Raw genomic sequence first — 14,706 nt, forward strand, 5'->3', positions numbered from 1 at the left:
ATTTCATGCTGTCAAAGTTGAGTCTTAACGGTATTCCTGCCCATCGCCGCACAGCCGTAGAGATTTGTTCCACCAATAGAGTGCCCTATCACAAAGAAGTTCTTTAGAGTCTTCAGGGTCATCGGTTTGTTAAGAAACCCTTTTAGGGTATCTCTAAATCGGAAGTCCTCCTTACTTCCATATCCTCGAGCGTTCGACGTGAATCTCTGTGTGCTAACAGGTGTTGCCACATCGGTCACTTCAATGCTCTTATACCTGGGATAAATCCTTCAATTGCCTCGATTGTTCTGCTGGCGATCTTCTCTTTCTCTTCCTCATATTTCTTTTGATCCTTCGAAAGCTCTTCCCAGTAAGAATAGTAGGTATCATACATCACTTTCAGACTGGTCTTCCCTTCCGGCGACAATTTCTTGTCGTAGCTGTAGTTAATAACGTTGACTATAGAGCAGTTATCAGCTGCAATCTCAGTTGGTTCATCTAGAAAGAGGGACATTGCATTCGGCAAGAGTGACAGGTCCATGTTAATGCCAAAAGATACATGCAGAGCCATCATCATTCTGTCTACGGGCTTTGAATACTTTGAATACATTGAGCGTAGACGATCGATGAGGTGTCTGTCATCTATAGGTTTCTTGAATGTATCGTAGCCATAAGCGTCTGAACTACATAGTCAGCGGAGATCTCCTAACCATTTTCATGCCTCACTCCGACAGCCCTTCCACTATCTTTCATGACTTTCTCCACAGCTGTTTTGGAAAGAATCTCGCCTCCAAGTGATTTATATCTGTCCAAAACCGAGTTAATAAATTCAGCCGACCCCCCGCGAGGTATCTGCGATATTTTTTCCCGCCGATCCGGCCATCTCCCCAGATTTAGGGTGAGTGGAATGCTTGCCCATCCATATTGGATTACCGGAAAGAATGCTCTCGAGGTTGGACTCTTGAACCTCTGTGCGAATGAAATCATGGAGTATTTCGAGACCTTTCTGTTCTTTATCAATGTGAAGAGATTCCTCAACCAGTCTCTAAATCCCCAGAAGCCTACCTCCATCAGGTCAATGTTCGAAAGCCTGCGTATCGCATTTATGCAATCTTCTATAAGCATAGAGTCTTCAGGGGGAGATTCTCTTCATTTCATTTTCATGCTTTTCAAGATCACAAAATACTGTGAATTCATTGCCTCCTGGTTTATCGCCTTCACCAGTTCCTCGGGAAAGTAGACATCCGAAGGCATCGCTCCCATGTCCTTCCACATATTGTAAAGTGGAGTGCCTGGCTTAAGCCATGCAAGACGACGAATACAGCCATCGAAACATATCCGCCTCTATCCCATGAGGTGCATAGACCTCCAGGGCTGCTTGACTTTTCAAGTATTACCGGGTCGAATCCCTTCATTCTGGCAAAACACCCAGCGGCCAGTCCAACGATCCCGCCGCCGTTAATCAAAACTCTTGCCATCCTTGCCTCCTCAAACCCTTCATGAAAACAGTTGGAAGCGTCACTTCTGAGTGTAATGGAGAGTAGATGAAAGAATAGGTACTAACAATCCAGTTCTATCACTCCTGAGGGTGTCCATTAATTCAACTAGCTTGCGACTACAGTCTTTGGTCTGCATCCAAAAAATGATGGTTCGATTTGAGGTAGAATTGGAGTATTCGAGGAGGTGTATGCTTTCATGAGGTTTATCTGTCTTGCTTTGGTACTTGTTATTTCAGTATCTGCCATTGGAATTGGTTTCGGTGTCGGAGTTAAGATTCACGGTCATTTTGAACCCTTTGCTGCGGTGAACTTCGATACTTGGCTTCTCGGATTTCAGGTGAAGACGGGAGTCATCTTCGACAAGGATTCGATCGTGTTGGTGCCGGGACTTTATCTATACAAAGACCTTGCCTCATGGAGAGTTCACGGTGGGGCCGAAATCCTTTTTCACCTTGGTGAAATGGAAGGCCTCCTTCTTGCACGCGCAGGTGCAAGCTACGGATTTTCCACTGATTTCGGAAGGCTTCTTATCGGTGCAGAACTGGGGTTTCCCGTTAATTTGCCTGGGGAGTTTTTTGTCGATACTAGCCTGAAGATAGTTCCCACATTTCTTGTACAGCTTCAGTTCTAAAAGATTCTTTTAATCTGCCAAAAATACTTCTTTTGAGAATTGTCTTGTCCTCTCAATTCATCTTTGCCACTTGATATTCCCCGAGCTTCGTAGGAGTCCAGGGAACGAGATACATTTCCAAATCATCTATGCTGTGCCACCTTATCTCGACTCCCTCGATCTTCTCGGGAATTATTCCTTTATCGAAATCATAAATGAATAAAGCCTGAAGCTTCACATTTCGCTTTTCGATCGATATCTTGCCTTCCCGGTCATAGGTAACAAAGTCAAAATACATAAAGCCGTCTTCGTCTCTGTCGAGCTGAAGTATTAGCATCTTTCCAAGTCTGCCTTCATCTGTCAGGTATATGAGAATGTCCCCATCTAGGAGCATTCGCTTCTCATTTCTTGATATATTGATCTTATCTGTTGTCAGATTTTGACCGAAGCTCTCTATATCCAGATAAGTGGCCGAGTGGAAAAGATTTCTGTACGTTTCAACAGCTGGATTTCTCGAAAGACAAGAGATTGCCAGCACAGTTACCAAAATGGCGGTTGCTAAAGATCTCTTCAATCTAGACACCTCTTCAGCTTTTAGAATCTGTATCCTATCTTGAAGTCAAAGATCTTCCCGACAGTCTCATTGAAGTTCTGAAGTACGGCATCTGCGTTCAATTCAGTGTAGTAATTCGGACTGAAGTTCATTCCCACTCCCTGTCTGATTGGTGAGAAGCCGAGTTTCACCTGTTCCCCAAAGGCGAGAGTATGGCCGATGTCTCCTCTAAAGTAAAAAGCACCTAGATTAAGTCTCAGCCCAATGTAGCCATACCACGCTATTCCCGGAATAATGAAGGTTGGTTTCACTCCAGTGTCCTCTGAAAGAGTAAACATGAGAAATGGAGTTGCTACTCCTACCGAAAGCGGACCAAAATCGTATCGTAAATCTAAACCGAGTACATCTATTCCAACGAAACCGGAGAGCAGAGGTTTGCAGCCCAGTCAGCCTTATATATCGTTTACCAAACTCAGAGCTATTCAGAGTGAAGAGTGTTTCGATTCCGGTCATTGATCTTGATGAAAGACTTGCTATAACCGACGGGCATACAAGAGCCGTTGCGGCAATCATCGAAGGTCAGGATTCAGTGCTCGTCTAGATAACAGATGAGAAGCAGGACCTTGAGCTAAATAAGGAATGTATGAATTGGTGCCTAGAGTAAAAGATTTTCAACCTTATGACTTTGTTTGCAGAATAATTCTCCACGAGGATTACAGAATGCTCTGGTACGAAAGATGCGAACGTCTTCACAAAGAGTTGAAGTCGATGCGAAGTAGTACGTAGTGAATATCCTCCAGGCCGATTAGTTTAGTTTTATCGCTGGGTCTGTTTCTATGTCTTGCTCGTAGTATGCTCATACACTGGTTTTCGATGGCTAAGCGTGCTTATAACAAAGAACACGATTGCAGCCGCAAAGCCTCCTGCGACAAGAACAAATGCCAGATTGTAGCCGCTCATGGCTATCAAAGAACCTATAAGACTTAAGGCAAGTGATTGAGAGAGCACCATTACTATGTTATTTAGGCCGAAGATCTTTCCCTGATTTGCAAGGGAAACCGTATCTGAGACTATTGTCACGTTTAGGGCGAGAACGATTCCCAAAGCAAAGCTAAAGAGAATCAACACGATCAGCATCAGAAGTGGGCCTAGATTTAAGAATCCAGAGTAGAAGACACTTACGAACAAGAAAACGCAGGCTAGGATCGAAAGAGCTGTAATGTGCAGCCTTTTCTGTCCTAGCATTTTGCTCAGAGTGCCAGTCATAAGAGAAGTCACGCCACTCACAAGAGTTGATATTCCCATTATCGACGATGCAGTGCCAAGAGACACACCAATATCACTGCTGATGAAAGAGGTCAAGTAAGGAAGTATCCCACCCATGGAAAACCATAAGCCAAACTGAGAGATCATCACAAAGACTATCTTTCTGTCAATTTTGAATCTCAAGTCTTCTTCTCTAATACCTACAGCGGCATCGCCTACTTGAGAACCAGAACGAAAGAAGAAAATCGGAATGACTAGGACAGCTGCGGCGATCGAGAAAATCACAAATGCGGTCTCTTCGCTTCTTGAAAGGGCGACTCCAATGAACAGGGAACAGAGAAAGGTCGCAATGTTCATAACACCCATCATAAATCCATAGTTTCTGTCCTTTCTGCCGGGCTTGCTTACGTTGCTGACAAGGGCAGAGTATGGAGTAAGAAGACTGAATATCGACATGGTGAAAACAACGGCCGCAATGCCCAACAAGATTTCATTGCCTGTACTAAGCATGAACATGCTGGCAATTGCGATGATGAAGAGACCTTTAATGAAGAACAAATATTTCCTGCTTCGGTCACCAAGATAGCCGATCAGCATTCCAGTGAAGATCGTTATAATCATTCCGGATGAAACGAGGTTGCCAGCCAGAGCAGTTGAGTGAAACTTGCCATTGAGATACGGTATCAGAACGAAATTGAAGATTCCGTAGATGATCCCCACAGAGGCACTTCCAGACAATAGCTTAATCATCTATATCACTAGTCTCCTCTACGTATCTCACATACTTCTCCAGATCAAGACTTTCGTTTGCCTTCAATACTCTCTGAGTTATGAAGTGAGGGATATTGTTAGTTTCGCCCTGGAGAGAAGACAGTGCGCCTGCTATTGCTGCAATGGTATCGGTGTCCCCGCCGATCGAGGCACCCATTCTTATTGCTTGCCACACATCATCTCTGCAGAAAAGGCCGATGGCAATCGCTGCAACTGCTACGTCTACAGCCTCCATAGTCGTGCCATACAGATAGTAGATTCTGTCGAGAAAATGGTCAGGCAATTCGCCGCCGATGTGATCTCTGATCACAGATAGTCTTTCCCCGACTGAAGGTCCCACGAATTCGGCGCAGGAGAGTCTTTCAGACAATCTCGAGCCTCTGATAGCAGCCTCGATAATCCCGTTGGGACCCAGCCCATTTGCTGCATAGTAGTAGGCGAATCCGACTGCCAGGGAAGCTTCAAGAGCAAGATTCGTGTTATGAGTAGGGACCGTGCAATCTCTTATTACTTCAATTAGATGTTTTTCACTTTTGTTGAGGCTGCATAAGACTGGAGCAAGCACTCTCATTGGAGCCCCGCTGGTAGTGCCTAAACTCTCGAAGTCCTCTTTGTTCTTGAAGGCTTCGATAGCTCTCTTAGTACTTGGCCCTATGTAGCCCTTTCCTACAGGGTCACACTCGTCGGCCCATCTACAAAGAGCTTCCTTGACCGTTTCCTGTGAGAAGTTTCTTTTCTTACTGTAGAGCTTTATCAAATAAAGCACCTGCTCCGTATCGTCTGTTATCTGGCCTCTTACAAGGTTTCTGTGGATGAGCGATTGGTTTGGTTCCAGCAGATCACTTACGAACCTGAATCTGCTAGAGATTTGCCGGCGGGTCATGAATTCCGTTACCATTCCCATCGCATCGCCAACTGCGAATGCTTCAAGTGCCCTGAAAATCCTGTTCATTTTGTATCACGTCTTTCTACACAAAGTCCAGCCCGTTCATTTGTTTTTACTTCGATTCCCTTGAACGCTGAAAGATCCACCCTTGGATTCCCATCGATCACGCAGAAAGCTTTGAAGCCGGATAACCTCACTGTATCCTTGTTAGCTAGGATGAACTGTTTGAGCTCCGCAGTAACCGTTTCACCCTGTTCAACCATAGTTATTATCGGTCTGGAAGAGACAATCATTGCCGAGCTACAGCTCGAGTAAGGCAGCCAGCAAAGGAGGCCGCTTACTGCCTTATAGGCAAACAATCCCTTAGTGTCTTTGGAAAATGGAGAGATAATGATTTGTGATGTACGAAAATGAGGCGAAACCTCCTCTCCGTTGATCTCCAATCTGCTTGCGGCTGAAGCAATTGATGTGGGTTCTCGAGGCGTTCTCTTGTTTCTGTAGAAGAAGTCTGAGGCATCGATAGTGCAGGCCTCTCCTTCTACTGTCGAAATGAGAGTTTCGGAAATGACAACATCGTTGAATGCCGAACTTATGTATTCCTCTTCGAATACGTCTAGTCCAGTTACCCATTTTGGCCTTATATTCAGGAAGTCAAAGTCAAGTATATCCGTGACTGATCTGAAGGCAATTAGTGGTCCGCAATTGGCTGTTCCTAAAGCCACACCCGCAACTGGCGCAAGCCTTCCAGTCTGACGCATGCCGGCGACAACATCTGATGCAGTTCCATCTCCTCCGATCGATATCACCAGATTCATTTCCGAAAGGGCTTTCCCGGCGTTTACGGTATCTCTGTAGTCATTGTGTATTCGTTCTGACCCGGTTACTTCCAGATCGAAATACTCCCTTAGGTGAAGATGGCTAGATTCGGTGCAGTACAGATGCAATCCTTCAAGCTTCGCTGCGAGAGCCTTCGTGAGATCAACGTCTTTCTCTAGCTTGCCAGAGTTTGGATTGTAAACTAATCCTATTCTCATATTACCCCTGCATTCGGAGTATTTGAAGAGCCGTACTCCTGTCCGTTACGATTGAATTGATGTATCCGGCTTTTATTGAAGCATGTATTGCCTGAGCCTTCTCCTTGCCACCTGCAATCCCAATAACCTCGGGTACTTCCTTCAGCTCCTCAAGAGATATCCCCAGAATATTCTCATTTCCGGAAACGCAAGGCTCTCCGTCCGCGTTGAAAAATCTCGCCGCTATGTCGCCAACCGCCGCGTGTTTCATAAGGTTGGCAAGGAACTCCTTATCGTATATGTTCTTGAAGGCGTTGGACAGAGATATGGGTTCCCCTATCCCAACAATGGCCAGATCCAACCTCTTCCACATCTCCGACATGAATCTTATAGAACTGTCTTCGAGCATCATGTTTAGAGTCTTCGCGTTTTCTATGAAGGCTGGAGCGAAGAGATAGTAACGGTTACTGTGAAAGGAATTCGCAATCTTCTCAACAATTGAATTCATTTGATACTCGTGACGCAACTGGCCGACACCGCCGATTAGAGGTATGAATGTTGTGTTTGGAAGCTCTCCGTTGAACAGGACTCTTTCAACTGTCTCGTACAGCGTTCGGCCCCATGAGATACCTACTAGCTCTCCGTCTTTCACGTATTCCGGAAGAAATTTCGCAGCAGACATCGCAATTGAAGTGATGGTTTCTCCATCCGCTGCTTCGTCTGCAACGATGGCGTTCTTTAGTCCGAATCTCTCTTTCATCTCTATTGAAATCTCTTCGAGATTCTCCACTTTTCCCGAATCAATCTCTATCCTGACGACTCCCTCGCTCTTGGCTTTTGTGAGCAACCTGCTGACCTGGGGCCTGGATATTCCAACTAATCTGGCAATTTCGCTCTGTGTCTTGTCTTCAAGATAGTAGAGTTTGCACACTTTCATCATTGTATCTCTATCGGCCATTAGCCCTTTCATCCTAGATCTTTCCTCCCTTCCACGAGGTTGGGTCCAAAAACAGAAATCGCTTCTGCCGCCTTTTTGTGGCCGTGGTAGATGCTCTGGACTGGATCACCGCACTTCGTGAACTTCTCAATGAATCCTGCGGCAAAAGCGTCACCGGCTCCCGTAGTATCCAAGATTTCTTCAGCGATTCCTTCAACCTCGAAGTAGCGGCGGTTCTTGTTTCTGTCTATCCAGATCGTTGAAGCGGATCCTCTGGTTATTACAATATTCGAAGAGATCTCACTGATCCTTGTCTGAAGGTTCTCTGCTTCACCTTCAGACAAGATGGTGAAATCCGATAAACAAGCTACCTCAACAACGGTATCGACTCCAAAATACAGACCACAACCACCAGGTACATAGACCTTCAGAGATTCACCTGTCTTTCGGAATGCATCGAGCGCCACTTCTTTGAAACTATCCGCCACGCAAATCGCATTGTATCTCTTGTCGTCGATCACACCTCGAAATAGTGCATTACCCCCGAGTGATATGATTCTTCTCTCTCCTCTAGAATCTAGCATAACTATTGTTTCAGCACCAGCCCCATTCTCTACAGCGTAGCTAAGATTCATGCTTGACAAAGAGAGTCTCTTTAGAATCCACTCCGAAGCTAAATCATTTCCCGTTCCAAAGTAGAAATCCGTTTCAGCGCAACGCGAGAGATTCAAAGCTATGTTTGCTCCAGAGCCTCCGATGAAATCATGTGTGCTTCTTGTAAATACCATAGAATCTCTTTCTGGAAATGAATCGAGAATCAAGTACTTGTCGATCGAGGCGGCTCCGATAACAGCGATTCTCATTTGATGGCACCTCTCGTAAGGCCTCCGATCAAATACTTCTGCGAGAGAAGAAATAGAAGGATAGGAGGAAGAGCAGTGATGAGAGCACCTGCCGAAAGTGCACCCCATTCAACGGCACCTCCGGTTCCAACAAATCTTGAAAGGAAAACGGGAAGGGTATAATTCGCATTCTCTCTCATTATCACAAGCGCGAAAAAGAATTCGTTCCAAGAGAGAAGAAACGCAAACGTTCCGACAGCAACTATCCCCGGAACTGCCATTGGCACAATTATCTTTCTCATTGCCTGAAATCGATTACAGCCATCTATCATTGCAGCTTCTTCAAGCGCCTGGGGAATTTCATCGAAGTACCCCTTTAGCAACCAGCTGCAGAACGGGATAGTAAAGGTAGTGTATAGAATAATCAGGCCCAGGGGGTTGTTCTGAAGGGAATATCTGTTCAGGAGAGAAAAGAGACCGATAATCATTAAAATTCCCGGGAAAGCCTGGGAAGCCAGAAGCCATAGTATCAAAGGGTTCTTGCCCTTGAAATTAAATCTGGACATTGCATACCCTGCCAGTGTAGTGATAACTATGCAGAGTAGAACGGTGACTAGCGTAACCGTCATGCTGTTTGCGAAGTTCCTGCCGAAACTGGTGCTCTGGAAGATCTTCGTGTAGTTACCCAGATAGAATTTCTCCGGAAGCTTTAGAGGATTCTGATAAATATCCATAGTCTCTCTGAAAGAGTTTAGTACTAGCATCAAGAGAGGAGAGAGGATCAACAGAACCACCAAAAACGCTACGATGTTCATCGTTATTACTACGCTTCTTTTAGGCCTCATTTCTTACCTCCCTTATATAGAAAGCCACAGGTAGAAGGAGTATAAGCAAACAAATGACGCCGATCGCAGAGGCGTATCCTTGCTGAAAGTAGGCGAAAGCATTTTGATAAGAATACAGCGACAGTAGCATTGAAGAGTTCCCCGGTCCGCCGTTGGTCATAGAGTAGACTATGTCGAACATATTGAACGTCCAGATAGTGTTCAGAGTAACAAGAATCAGGATCAGGCTCTTCATCAAAGGCAGAGTCAGATGGAAGAACCTCTTGAATACTCCGGCACCATCTATCTCGGCAGCCTCGTATACATCAGAAGGTAGGGACTGCAATCCCGCCAAAAGAGTTACAATAACGAACGGTAGGCCTATCCATATGTTTGCGACTATACAGGCGAAGAGAGAATATCCCGGAGTTATCAGCCAGTTTGGAGGATTTGCAAAGCCCACCGCATTCAGAAAGGAATTCATAGGTCCCATAACTCCGAAGATGTATCTCCAAATAAGTGCCGCAACAACCGGGGTTGTTGCCCAAGGTAGAAGGATCAGCGCTCTGTACAGACCTCTTAGCTTTATGTATGGCAGGTTGAGCAGCAGAGCTATTAACATACCTAGAACAAGTTCAAACCCAACACAGGCGGCAGACCATATAAGGTTGTTCTTAAGGCCGGTCCAAAAAAGGTTGTCTGACATCAGGTCTCTGAAATTCTCAAGGCCGGAGAAGTACCTTCCTCCTCCGAAGACAGCATCGGAGAAGAAGCTGTTGTATATCCCGTTGACAAATGGGTATACGCTTATTAGCGCTACTACTATCAATACTGGCAGTATATATGGCAGTGCTTTCGCAGTTTCGCTCTTTCTTATATGTCATCACTCCCGGTAGTTACCGAGTGAATCGGTAGTATGTATCTCATCGATTGCCAGTATTACCGTATACTGGCGAATACACTCTAACTAATGTAAAAATCATGAAAGGAACGTCTCAAAAAACCAAGATCAAAAAGTCTTTCCAGCTTCTCCAGGGTATTCCTTTCAGTTTCCTTCAGTTGCAACAAATCATTGAAGCCCGAGTTTCTTCAGCATTTTGTTTCCCTCAGTAACTGTATCCTTCAGCGCGGCATCCAAAGTCATGCTACCGAGGATGACCTTTTCTAGATTTGGAACGAACACTTTCCATTCGAAAGTATAAAATCCGGGCATTCCAGGCTTAACGTTGTCTGAGTATTGGAGCCAGGCTTTTGCGATGTCCCATTCATTTTCCGGAGAGCTGAATCTCGGATCCTCTAGAGATGACTCTCTGACAGGAAAGAGATAATCACTGTAGCTTATCTCTGCGGAGTTTTCAGTATTTGTCATGAACTCTATGAAGGCAAAGGCCTCATCCTTGTGCTTGGACAGCTTCGAGATGCCAAAAGCCTGGGGGTCGGACGCATTGATCCTGTTGTCACCGTTCTTGACAAGAAGCATACCCCAGTCAAAGCCTTTGTTCTGAAGCAAAAAGCGTCTATTCCAGCAACCGAAGGTAACCATTGCGTACTTCCCGTTTATGAATCCCTGCATGAGGGAAGTATAATCTATACTTATAACGTCTCTAGGCATCACTTGGTGTTCAGTTATCAGTGAAAGGTAGAACTGTATTGCTTCTCTTGCTCCATCATTGATCTCGACCTTCCATTTATGATTGCTGTCCTTCGTGAGTACCGTTCCGTTTTTCTGAGCGATCAACGTCCAGTGAAACCTCTCCATTAGTGGAGCAAGGATTCCCCAGGTTATTACTTTCCCGTTTTCATCTTTCTTTGTAACGCTTTGAGCAATATCGAGCAGCTGTTCCCACGAAATCATTCTGTCGAGAGGTAATCTAATTCCGTTTTCTTCGAATATGTCCTTGTTGTAGAAGATTACCTGTGTTTCCTGACACCAGGGGATCCCGTATAGATTGCCACTGAAATCGTAGCAGTCTTCGAATATATGGGCCGGGATGTCGTCAATCATGTCGTCAGTGACGTAACTGTTAAGGGGGGCTGCATATCCCATCATTCCATATTCTCGGAATTTCTCGGCGTCAGTGTGGAAGACGTCCGGCGCGTTTCCGCCTTGAAAACTTGTCAGCAGATACTGGTCTGAAGACTCCCAGGTGCCCCAGATAATGTTCACCTGAATATCCGGATTATCCATGTTCCATATATCGACCAGATCGTATATCTTGTCAACGGCTGCAGGTTGCCAGGCAAGACAGTAAAAGTCCAGGGTAATGGCGAAGACCGCCTCGGTAATTATTAGAAGCAATGAAATGACAAATACCTTCTTCACTCAAATCCCTCCTAGCTTGAGACCTTTACGACAATCTTGGCTTTGGTCTTATCTGTAGCGTCTTTGAAAGCTTCTACAATATTCTCGAGGTCCCATACTTTGGAAATCAGTTTAGAAAAAGAATCTGGATCACTGGTGATGAAGCCGAAGGCCTTCTTGAAATCCTTCTCGGAGAAACCAAAAGCGCCGACGAGGTCTATCTCTTTATAGTGAATAAAGTAAGGATCTATCTCCAGGACCGCGTCTCTCGACATTCCACCAAACAACTCAAATGTTCCGCCTGGATGGACGAAAGGCAGAAGCGAATCGACAAGTTCCTTTCTGTCATTTGCAAGGATAATTGAATCGAAGCGAGGATCACTGTTCTTGAAGCTTTCGAAACCAGACTCACTGAAGTCTATCGTCTTGAGGCCACAGTTCTCAGCCATAGATAGCCTGTTCTCATCGATATCGGAAATGTATGTCTCACATTTCATGTTTTTCAGAGCGTTTCCAAGGAGCAATCCCATAGGACCGCTTCCAACAACCAGGACTCTGTCTTCGGGGGTTATCCTGGCTTTGTCTATGCCATGAATTGCGCAGGCGAGCGGTTCTGTCAGGGTTGCGGTACTCTCGGGGACATGATCCGGGATCTTCAGAGTTGCCCTTTTCAGGATTTCTAATGGCACTTTCACATACTCGGTGAATGCTCCTTCGACCCAATGCTTCTTTGAGCAGAGTTCGGGAACTCCTTTCTGGCACATTTCACATTTGCCGCACTCTATGTATGGAGCAATCACATAGCTGGTATCACCGAAATCGTAGTCTACCGACGCTCCTTTTTCAACTATCTCTCCGGTGAACTCATGCCCTAGAATGCAAGGCGGTTTGAACATGTGATGGCCTTTGTTGAATGTCTTTATATCCGTGCCACAGACGCCAACCATACCTATCTTCACAAGACCTTCGTCTGCCTGGATAACGGGCTTGCTTATATCATCGATTTCGATCTTCCCGATGCCCTTGTAGATTGCTGCCTTCAAATGAACCACCTCTTATTGCAGATAACGGGGGAGTTGCCTCCCCCATCACGAAATCACATCTCAGCCCTAACTTCGATTACGTACCATGCCCAGTTGTCAGACGGATACTTGTCGGTGATCTCCGGGAAGTCGTTGATCGGATATGCAAGCTTTATGGGGCCACCCTGGCTCGCAGGAAGAGCCCTAAGGTTTTCGCCCGATCTGGTTGAGTGAGTCAGCATTATCGGAAACTTCAATGCATCCTCGTAAGAGACTGCGAACTCTTTCTCGTCGGAGCATACCAGAACAACATTCTTTGTTCCAGAAGGAACTCCCACGAACTTCAACAGATCGGCGAGAGCCACTCCAACATATGTCTTGTCTCCCATCCACGGATCGGTCACAAAGAACTCGGTTTGGGGCAGTTCTTTGAACTCGTCAAGTGTGAGTTGCCAGACGCCTTCCTCATTTCTCAGTGCGATCACGCCGCTGATCTTGAGTACGGGATTTGCGATCACCGCGGTCGAAATAAGAAGCATTGCCGCAAGAACAACCAGTAAGGTTTTCTTCATACGTATTCCCCTCCTTATTCTTCCTGAACAATTCCCTCGGCCACCAACAGCTTGATCGGATCGACCACTCTCTCGCTGTTTCTAAAGATTCCGTAGAGAGAGTACTTCTCATCTTTGGAAATGGCAAATGGAATGTCCAGATTGGTTATTTGAACCATGAAAGTATCGCTACCATCGTTAAATGTGTAGGTTGTACCCCACTGACCGGTATTGGAACAATTTGAGACGAGCACAAGAGATCCCTCGAAGTATTCTGGATTGGTTTTCATAGATTTGATATCTACCGGCGCATTTCTGACGAAGAGCTTCTTTCTGAATTCTTTGTCTCCGACGCGCACAACAATCTCGTTTAGGCCATCTGGAAAGGAAGAGAGATTAACGTTGAAATGGTACTCGCTCCAGAACCTCATCTCTCTCTTCAAAACATCACATTCGAAGACACGATCATTGAGAAGTACTTCAATATCGTCCGATACTGAAGGAAATGTGCAGAATCGGATATACTCCACTCCGGAATAGGGAGTCTCTCTGCTCATGTCGAACCACCCGGAATAATCGTCTGTAAGAGTTACGAAGCTGTAATTCAAATCGCTTCTCTTCATTTCAAAAAGCGTGAATCCATATTCGTCACCCGTTGGGGAAGGACCTTCCCACCAAGCTCCAGAAACGGCGCCGCAGGTTAGCTCAACAAAAGGGGCATCGAAGTACTCTATCATAGTATGTCTATGGCCGCTGATGTGATATGAACAGTCGTCTGCAAAGATCTGCATCATTTCATAATAATTGTCGGTCTTTGCCAGATTGAATATCGGTTCATGAGAGAAAACAATTATTCTGGTATTGAGAGGGACAGATTCTATATCTCTTTTTAGCCATTCGAGCTGCACTGAGTCGATCTCGTAGATGAAGCTGCCATCGAGCACATTATGAGTATTGAGTACAATGTAGTGCGTTCCAAAGCTGTTGAAAGAATAATACTTAGGTCCGTAGACGTTGTGAAAAATATCGTACGAATCGGCCTTCCTCCGGTTTGTCTCATGATTTCCAATTGAGTAGTAAACTGGGATGTCTCCGACCGTGAGATAGTCTTTCACCTTAGTAGCCCATCTGGTTGCAGTCTCATCGTCGATGTCCTTGATGCTTGCTCCCATGTCACCGTTGCAGACGATGAAATCGGGACTTATTGTTTCGAGAATCGAAACTAGTTTAGTCATGTATTCATCTGGGTTGTCGACCATCTCTCTGTCCCCTAGAGATTCATAGAAGAGGTCTGGATCATCCGCGTAGTGAATATCGTTTACAACGGCGAAGACGCCGTTCTCCACAACCGGCGTCAGCAAGAAGTCGTGACTTTCGACTCCTCTAACATACCACTCGCTGCATACATAACCGTCGGGCTTAATCAAGAATACGAAGCCATCCGAATCAGAGATGTTGTAGAACCCGTCACTGTCTGAAGATACTATCTCAATTCCGTTCGAAATAAGGCAACCCTGAACGGTCTGATCCTCTGGGTCGAGTATCCGGTTTGAGTTCAGATCAACAAACACATGGCCCTCAATTGCAAAAACAGCGCTGAGAAAAAGAAATAAGAAAACCATCAAGAGTGCTTTCTTCATAAACGTCCCCT

Annotated in this window: 18 protein-coding genes; 1 reads left to right on the forward strand and 17 read right to left on the reverse strand. The window is 45.5% G+C overall.

The genetic code is table 11. From position 1 onward, the window contains the following. Positions 1-11: 11 nt before the first annotated feature. The 4 genes from B3K42_RS09925 to B3K42_RS09940 all read right to left on the reverse strand — a co-directional run bounded on the left by B3K42_RS09925 (position 12) and on the right by B3K42_RS09940 (position 1,457). Entirely contained in the window at positions 12-239 is a 228-nt protein-coding gene (locus tag B3K42_RS09925) for a hypothetical protein (protein ID WP_258367416.1), read from the reverse strand. Continuing rightward, complete coding sequence (locus B3K42_RS09930) at positions 236-553, reverse strand: hypothetical protein (protein WP_292598574.1); 318 nt, start codon at positions 551-553, stop codon at positions 236-238. The genes B3K42_RS09925 and B3K42_RS09930 overlap by 4 nt, the downstream gene beginning before the upstream one ends. 131 nt (positions 554-684) lie before the next feature. Continuing rightward, positions 685-1,104 carry a hypothetical protein gene (locus B3K42_RS09935; protein WP_258367413.1) on the reverse strand — a complete coding sequence of 140 codons (420 nt, stop codon included), beginning with the start codon at positions 1,102-1,104 and terminating at the stop codon, positions 685-687. Positions 1,105-1,196: 92 nt separating this feature from the next. Continuing rightward, complete coding sequence (locus B3K42_RS09940) at positions 1,197-1,457, reverse strand: NAD(P)-binding protein (protein WP_258367412.1); 261 nt, start codon at positions 1,455-1,457, stop codon at positions 1,197-1,199. Positions 1,458-1,674: 217 nt separating this feature from the next. On the opposite strand from B3K42_RS09940, the gene B3K42_RS09945 reads away from it, so the two are divergent. Beyond that, the gene (locus B3K42_RS09945; protein ID WP_110991004.1) at positions 1,675-2,109 is read left to right on the forward strand and encodes a hypothetical protein; all 435 of its coding nucleotides are present in this window, start codon (positions 1,675-1,677) and stop codon (positions 2,107-2,109) included. Between the two features lie 52 nt (positions 2,110-2,161). Here B3K42_RS09945 and B3K42_RS09950 read toward each other — a convergent pair whose 3' ends face one another. The 13 genes from B3K42_RS09950 to B3K42_RS10010 form a co-directional block, all read right to left on the reverse strand. Continuing rightward, positions 2,162-2,662, reverse strand: coding sequence for a hypothetical protein (locus B3K42_RS09950; RefSeq protein ID WP_110991003.1), 501 nt, complete (start codon positions 2,660-2,662; stop codon positions 2,162-2,164). A 20-nt stretch (positions 2,663-2,682) separates the two neighbouring features. Beyond that, on the reverse strand, positions 2,683-2,952 hold the full coding sequence (locus B3K42_RS09955) for a hypothetical protein (protein WP_258367409.1): 270 nt from the start codon (positions 2,950-2,952) through the stop codon (positions 2,683-2,685). 523 nt (positions 2,953-3,475) lie between these two features. Next, positions 3,476-4,657: an MFS transporter gene (locus B3K42_RS09960; protein ID WP_110991002.1), complete on the reverse strand. Its 1,182-nt coding sequence runs from the start codon at positions 4,655-4,657 to the stop codon at positions 3,476-3,478. Further along, complete coding sequence (locus B3K42_RS09965) at positions 4,650-5,630, reverse strand: ADP-ribosylglycohydrolase family protein (protein ID WP_110991001.1); 981 nt, start codon at positions 5,628-5,630, stop codon at positions 4,650-4,652. Before B3K42_RS09965 ends, B3K42_RS09960 begins: the two co-directional genes overlap by 8 nt. Then, positions 5,627-6,598 (reverse strand): diacylglycerol kinase family protein, encoded by a 972-nt coding sequence (locus B3K42_RS09970; protein ID WP_110991000.1) that lies wholly within the window; start codon positions 6,596-6,598, stop codon positions 5,627-5,629. Before B3K42_RS09970 ends, B3K42_RS09965 begins: the two co-directional genes overlap by 4 nt. Before the next feature lies 1 nt (position 6,599). Then, positions 6,600-7,547 carry a sugar-binding transcriptional regulator gene (locus B3K42_RS09975; RefSeq protein WP_110990999.1) on the reverse strand — a complete coding sequence of 316 codons (948 nt, stop codon included), beginning with the start codon at positions 7,545-7,547 and terminating at the stop codon, positions 6,600-6,602. Next, positions 7,544-8,377: a carbohydrate kinase family protein gene (locus B3K42_RS09980; protein ID WP_181419118.1), complete on the reverse strand. Its 834-nt coding sequence runs from the start codon at positions 8,375-8,377 to the stop codon at positions 7,544-7,546. Before B3K42_RS09980 ends, B3K42_RS09975 begins: the two co-directional genes overlap by 4 nt. Further along, complete coding sequence (locus tag B3K42_RS09985; protein WP_110990998.1) at positions 8,374-9,201, reverse strand: carbohydrate ABC transporter permease; 828 nt, start codon at positions 9,199-9,201, stop codon at positions 8,374-8,376. Before B3K42_RS09985 ends, B3K42_RS09980 begins: the two co-directional genes overlap by 4 nt. Continuing rightward, entirely contained in the window at positions 9,191-10,009 is an 819-nt protein-coding gene (locus tag B3K42_RS09990; RefSeq protein ID WP_110990997.1) for a carbohydrate ABC transporter permease, read from the reverse strand. Before B3K42_RS09990 ends, B3K42_RS09985 begins: the two co-directional genes overlap by 11 nt. Before the next feature lie 240 nt (positions 10,010-10,249). After that, a complete protein-coding gene (locus B3K42_RS09995; RefSeq protein ID WP_110990996.1) occupies positions 10,250-11,503 on the reverse strand; it encodes an ABC transporter substrate-binding protein in 1,254 nt (417 codons plus the stop codon). Between the two features lie 11 nt (positions 11,504-11,514). After that, a complete protein-coding gene (locus B3K42_RS10000) occupies positions 11,515-12,525 on the reverse strand; it encodes an alcohol dehydrogenase catalytic domain-containing protein (RefSeq protein WP_110990995.1) in 1,011 nt (336 codons plus the stop codon). Positions 12,526-12,578: 53 nt separating this feature from the next. Then, positions 12,579-13,076, reverse strand: a complete 498-nt coding sequence (locus tag B3K42_RS10005) for a molybdopterin-dependent oxidoreductase (protein ID WP_110990994.1) — start codon at positions 13,074-13,076, stop codon at positions 12,579-12,581. Positions 13,077-13,090: 14 nt separating this feature from the next. Next, a complete protein-coding gene (locus B3K42_RS10010) occupies positions 13,091-14,695 on the reverse strand; it encodes a metallophosphoesterase family protein (protein ID WP_110990993.1) in 1,605 nt (534 codons plus the stop codon). Positions 14,696-14,706 lie beyond the last annotated feature (11 nt).

Source organism: Mesotoga sp. UBA6090 (assembly GCF_002435945.1).
Taxonomy (GTDB): Bacteria; Thermotogota; Thermotogae; order Petrotogales; family Kosmotogaceae; genus Mesotoga.

Excerpts from the sequence above, each read along its gene's own strand:
- B3K42_RS09930 (WP_292598574.1), bottom strand. The coding sequence starts at position 553 with ATGATGGCTCTGCATGTATCTTTTGGCATTAACATGGACCTGTCACTC.
- B3K42_RS09935 (WP_258367413.1), bottom strand. The coding sequence starts at position 1,104 with ATGCTTATAGAAGATTGCATAAATGCGATACGCAGGCTTTCGAACATT.
- B3K42_RS09940 (WP_258367412.1), bottom strand. The coding sequence starts at position 1,457 with ATGGCAAGAGTTTTGATTAACGGCGGCGGGATCGTTGGACTGGCCGCT.
- B3K42_RS09945 (WP_110991004.1), top strand. The coding sequence starts at position 1,675 with ATGAGGTTTATCTGTCTTGCTTTGGTACTTGTTATTTCAGTATCTGCC.
- B3K42_RS09960 (WP_110991002.1), bottom strand. The coding sequence starts at position 4,657 with ATGATTAAGCTATTGTCTGGAAGTGCCTCTGTGGGGATCATCTACGGA.
- B3K42_RS09965 (WP_110991001.1), bottom strand. The coding sequence starts at position 5,630 with ATGAACAGGATTTTCAGGGCACTTGAAGCATTCGCAGTTGGCGATGCG.
- B3K42_RS09970 (WP_110991000.1), bottom strand. The coding sequence starts at position 6,598 with ATGAGAATAGGATTAGTTTACAATCCAAACTCTGGCAAGCTAGAGAAA.
- B3K42_RS09975 (WP_110990999.1), bottom strand. The coding sequence starts at position 7,547 with ATGAAAGGGCTAATGGCCGATAGAGATACAATGATGAAAGTGTGCAAA.
- B3K42_RS09980 (WP_181419118.1), bottom strand. The coding sequence starts at position 8,377 with ATGAGAATCGCTGTTATCGGAGCCGCCTCGATCGACAAGTACTTGATT.
- B3K42_RS09985 (WP_110990998.1), bottom strand. The coding sequence starts at position 9,201 with ATGAGGCCTAAAAGAAGCGTAGTAATAACGATGAACATCGTAGCGTTT.
- B3K42_RS10005 (WP_110990994.1), bottom strand. The coding sequence starts at position 13,076 with ATGAAGAAAACCTTACTGGTTGTTCTTGCGGCAATGCTTCTTATTTCG.
- B3K42_RS10010 (WP_110990993.1), bottom strand. The coding sequence starts at position 14,695 with ATGAAGAAAGCACTCTTGATGGTTTTCTTATTTCTTTTTCTCAGCGCT.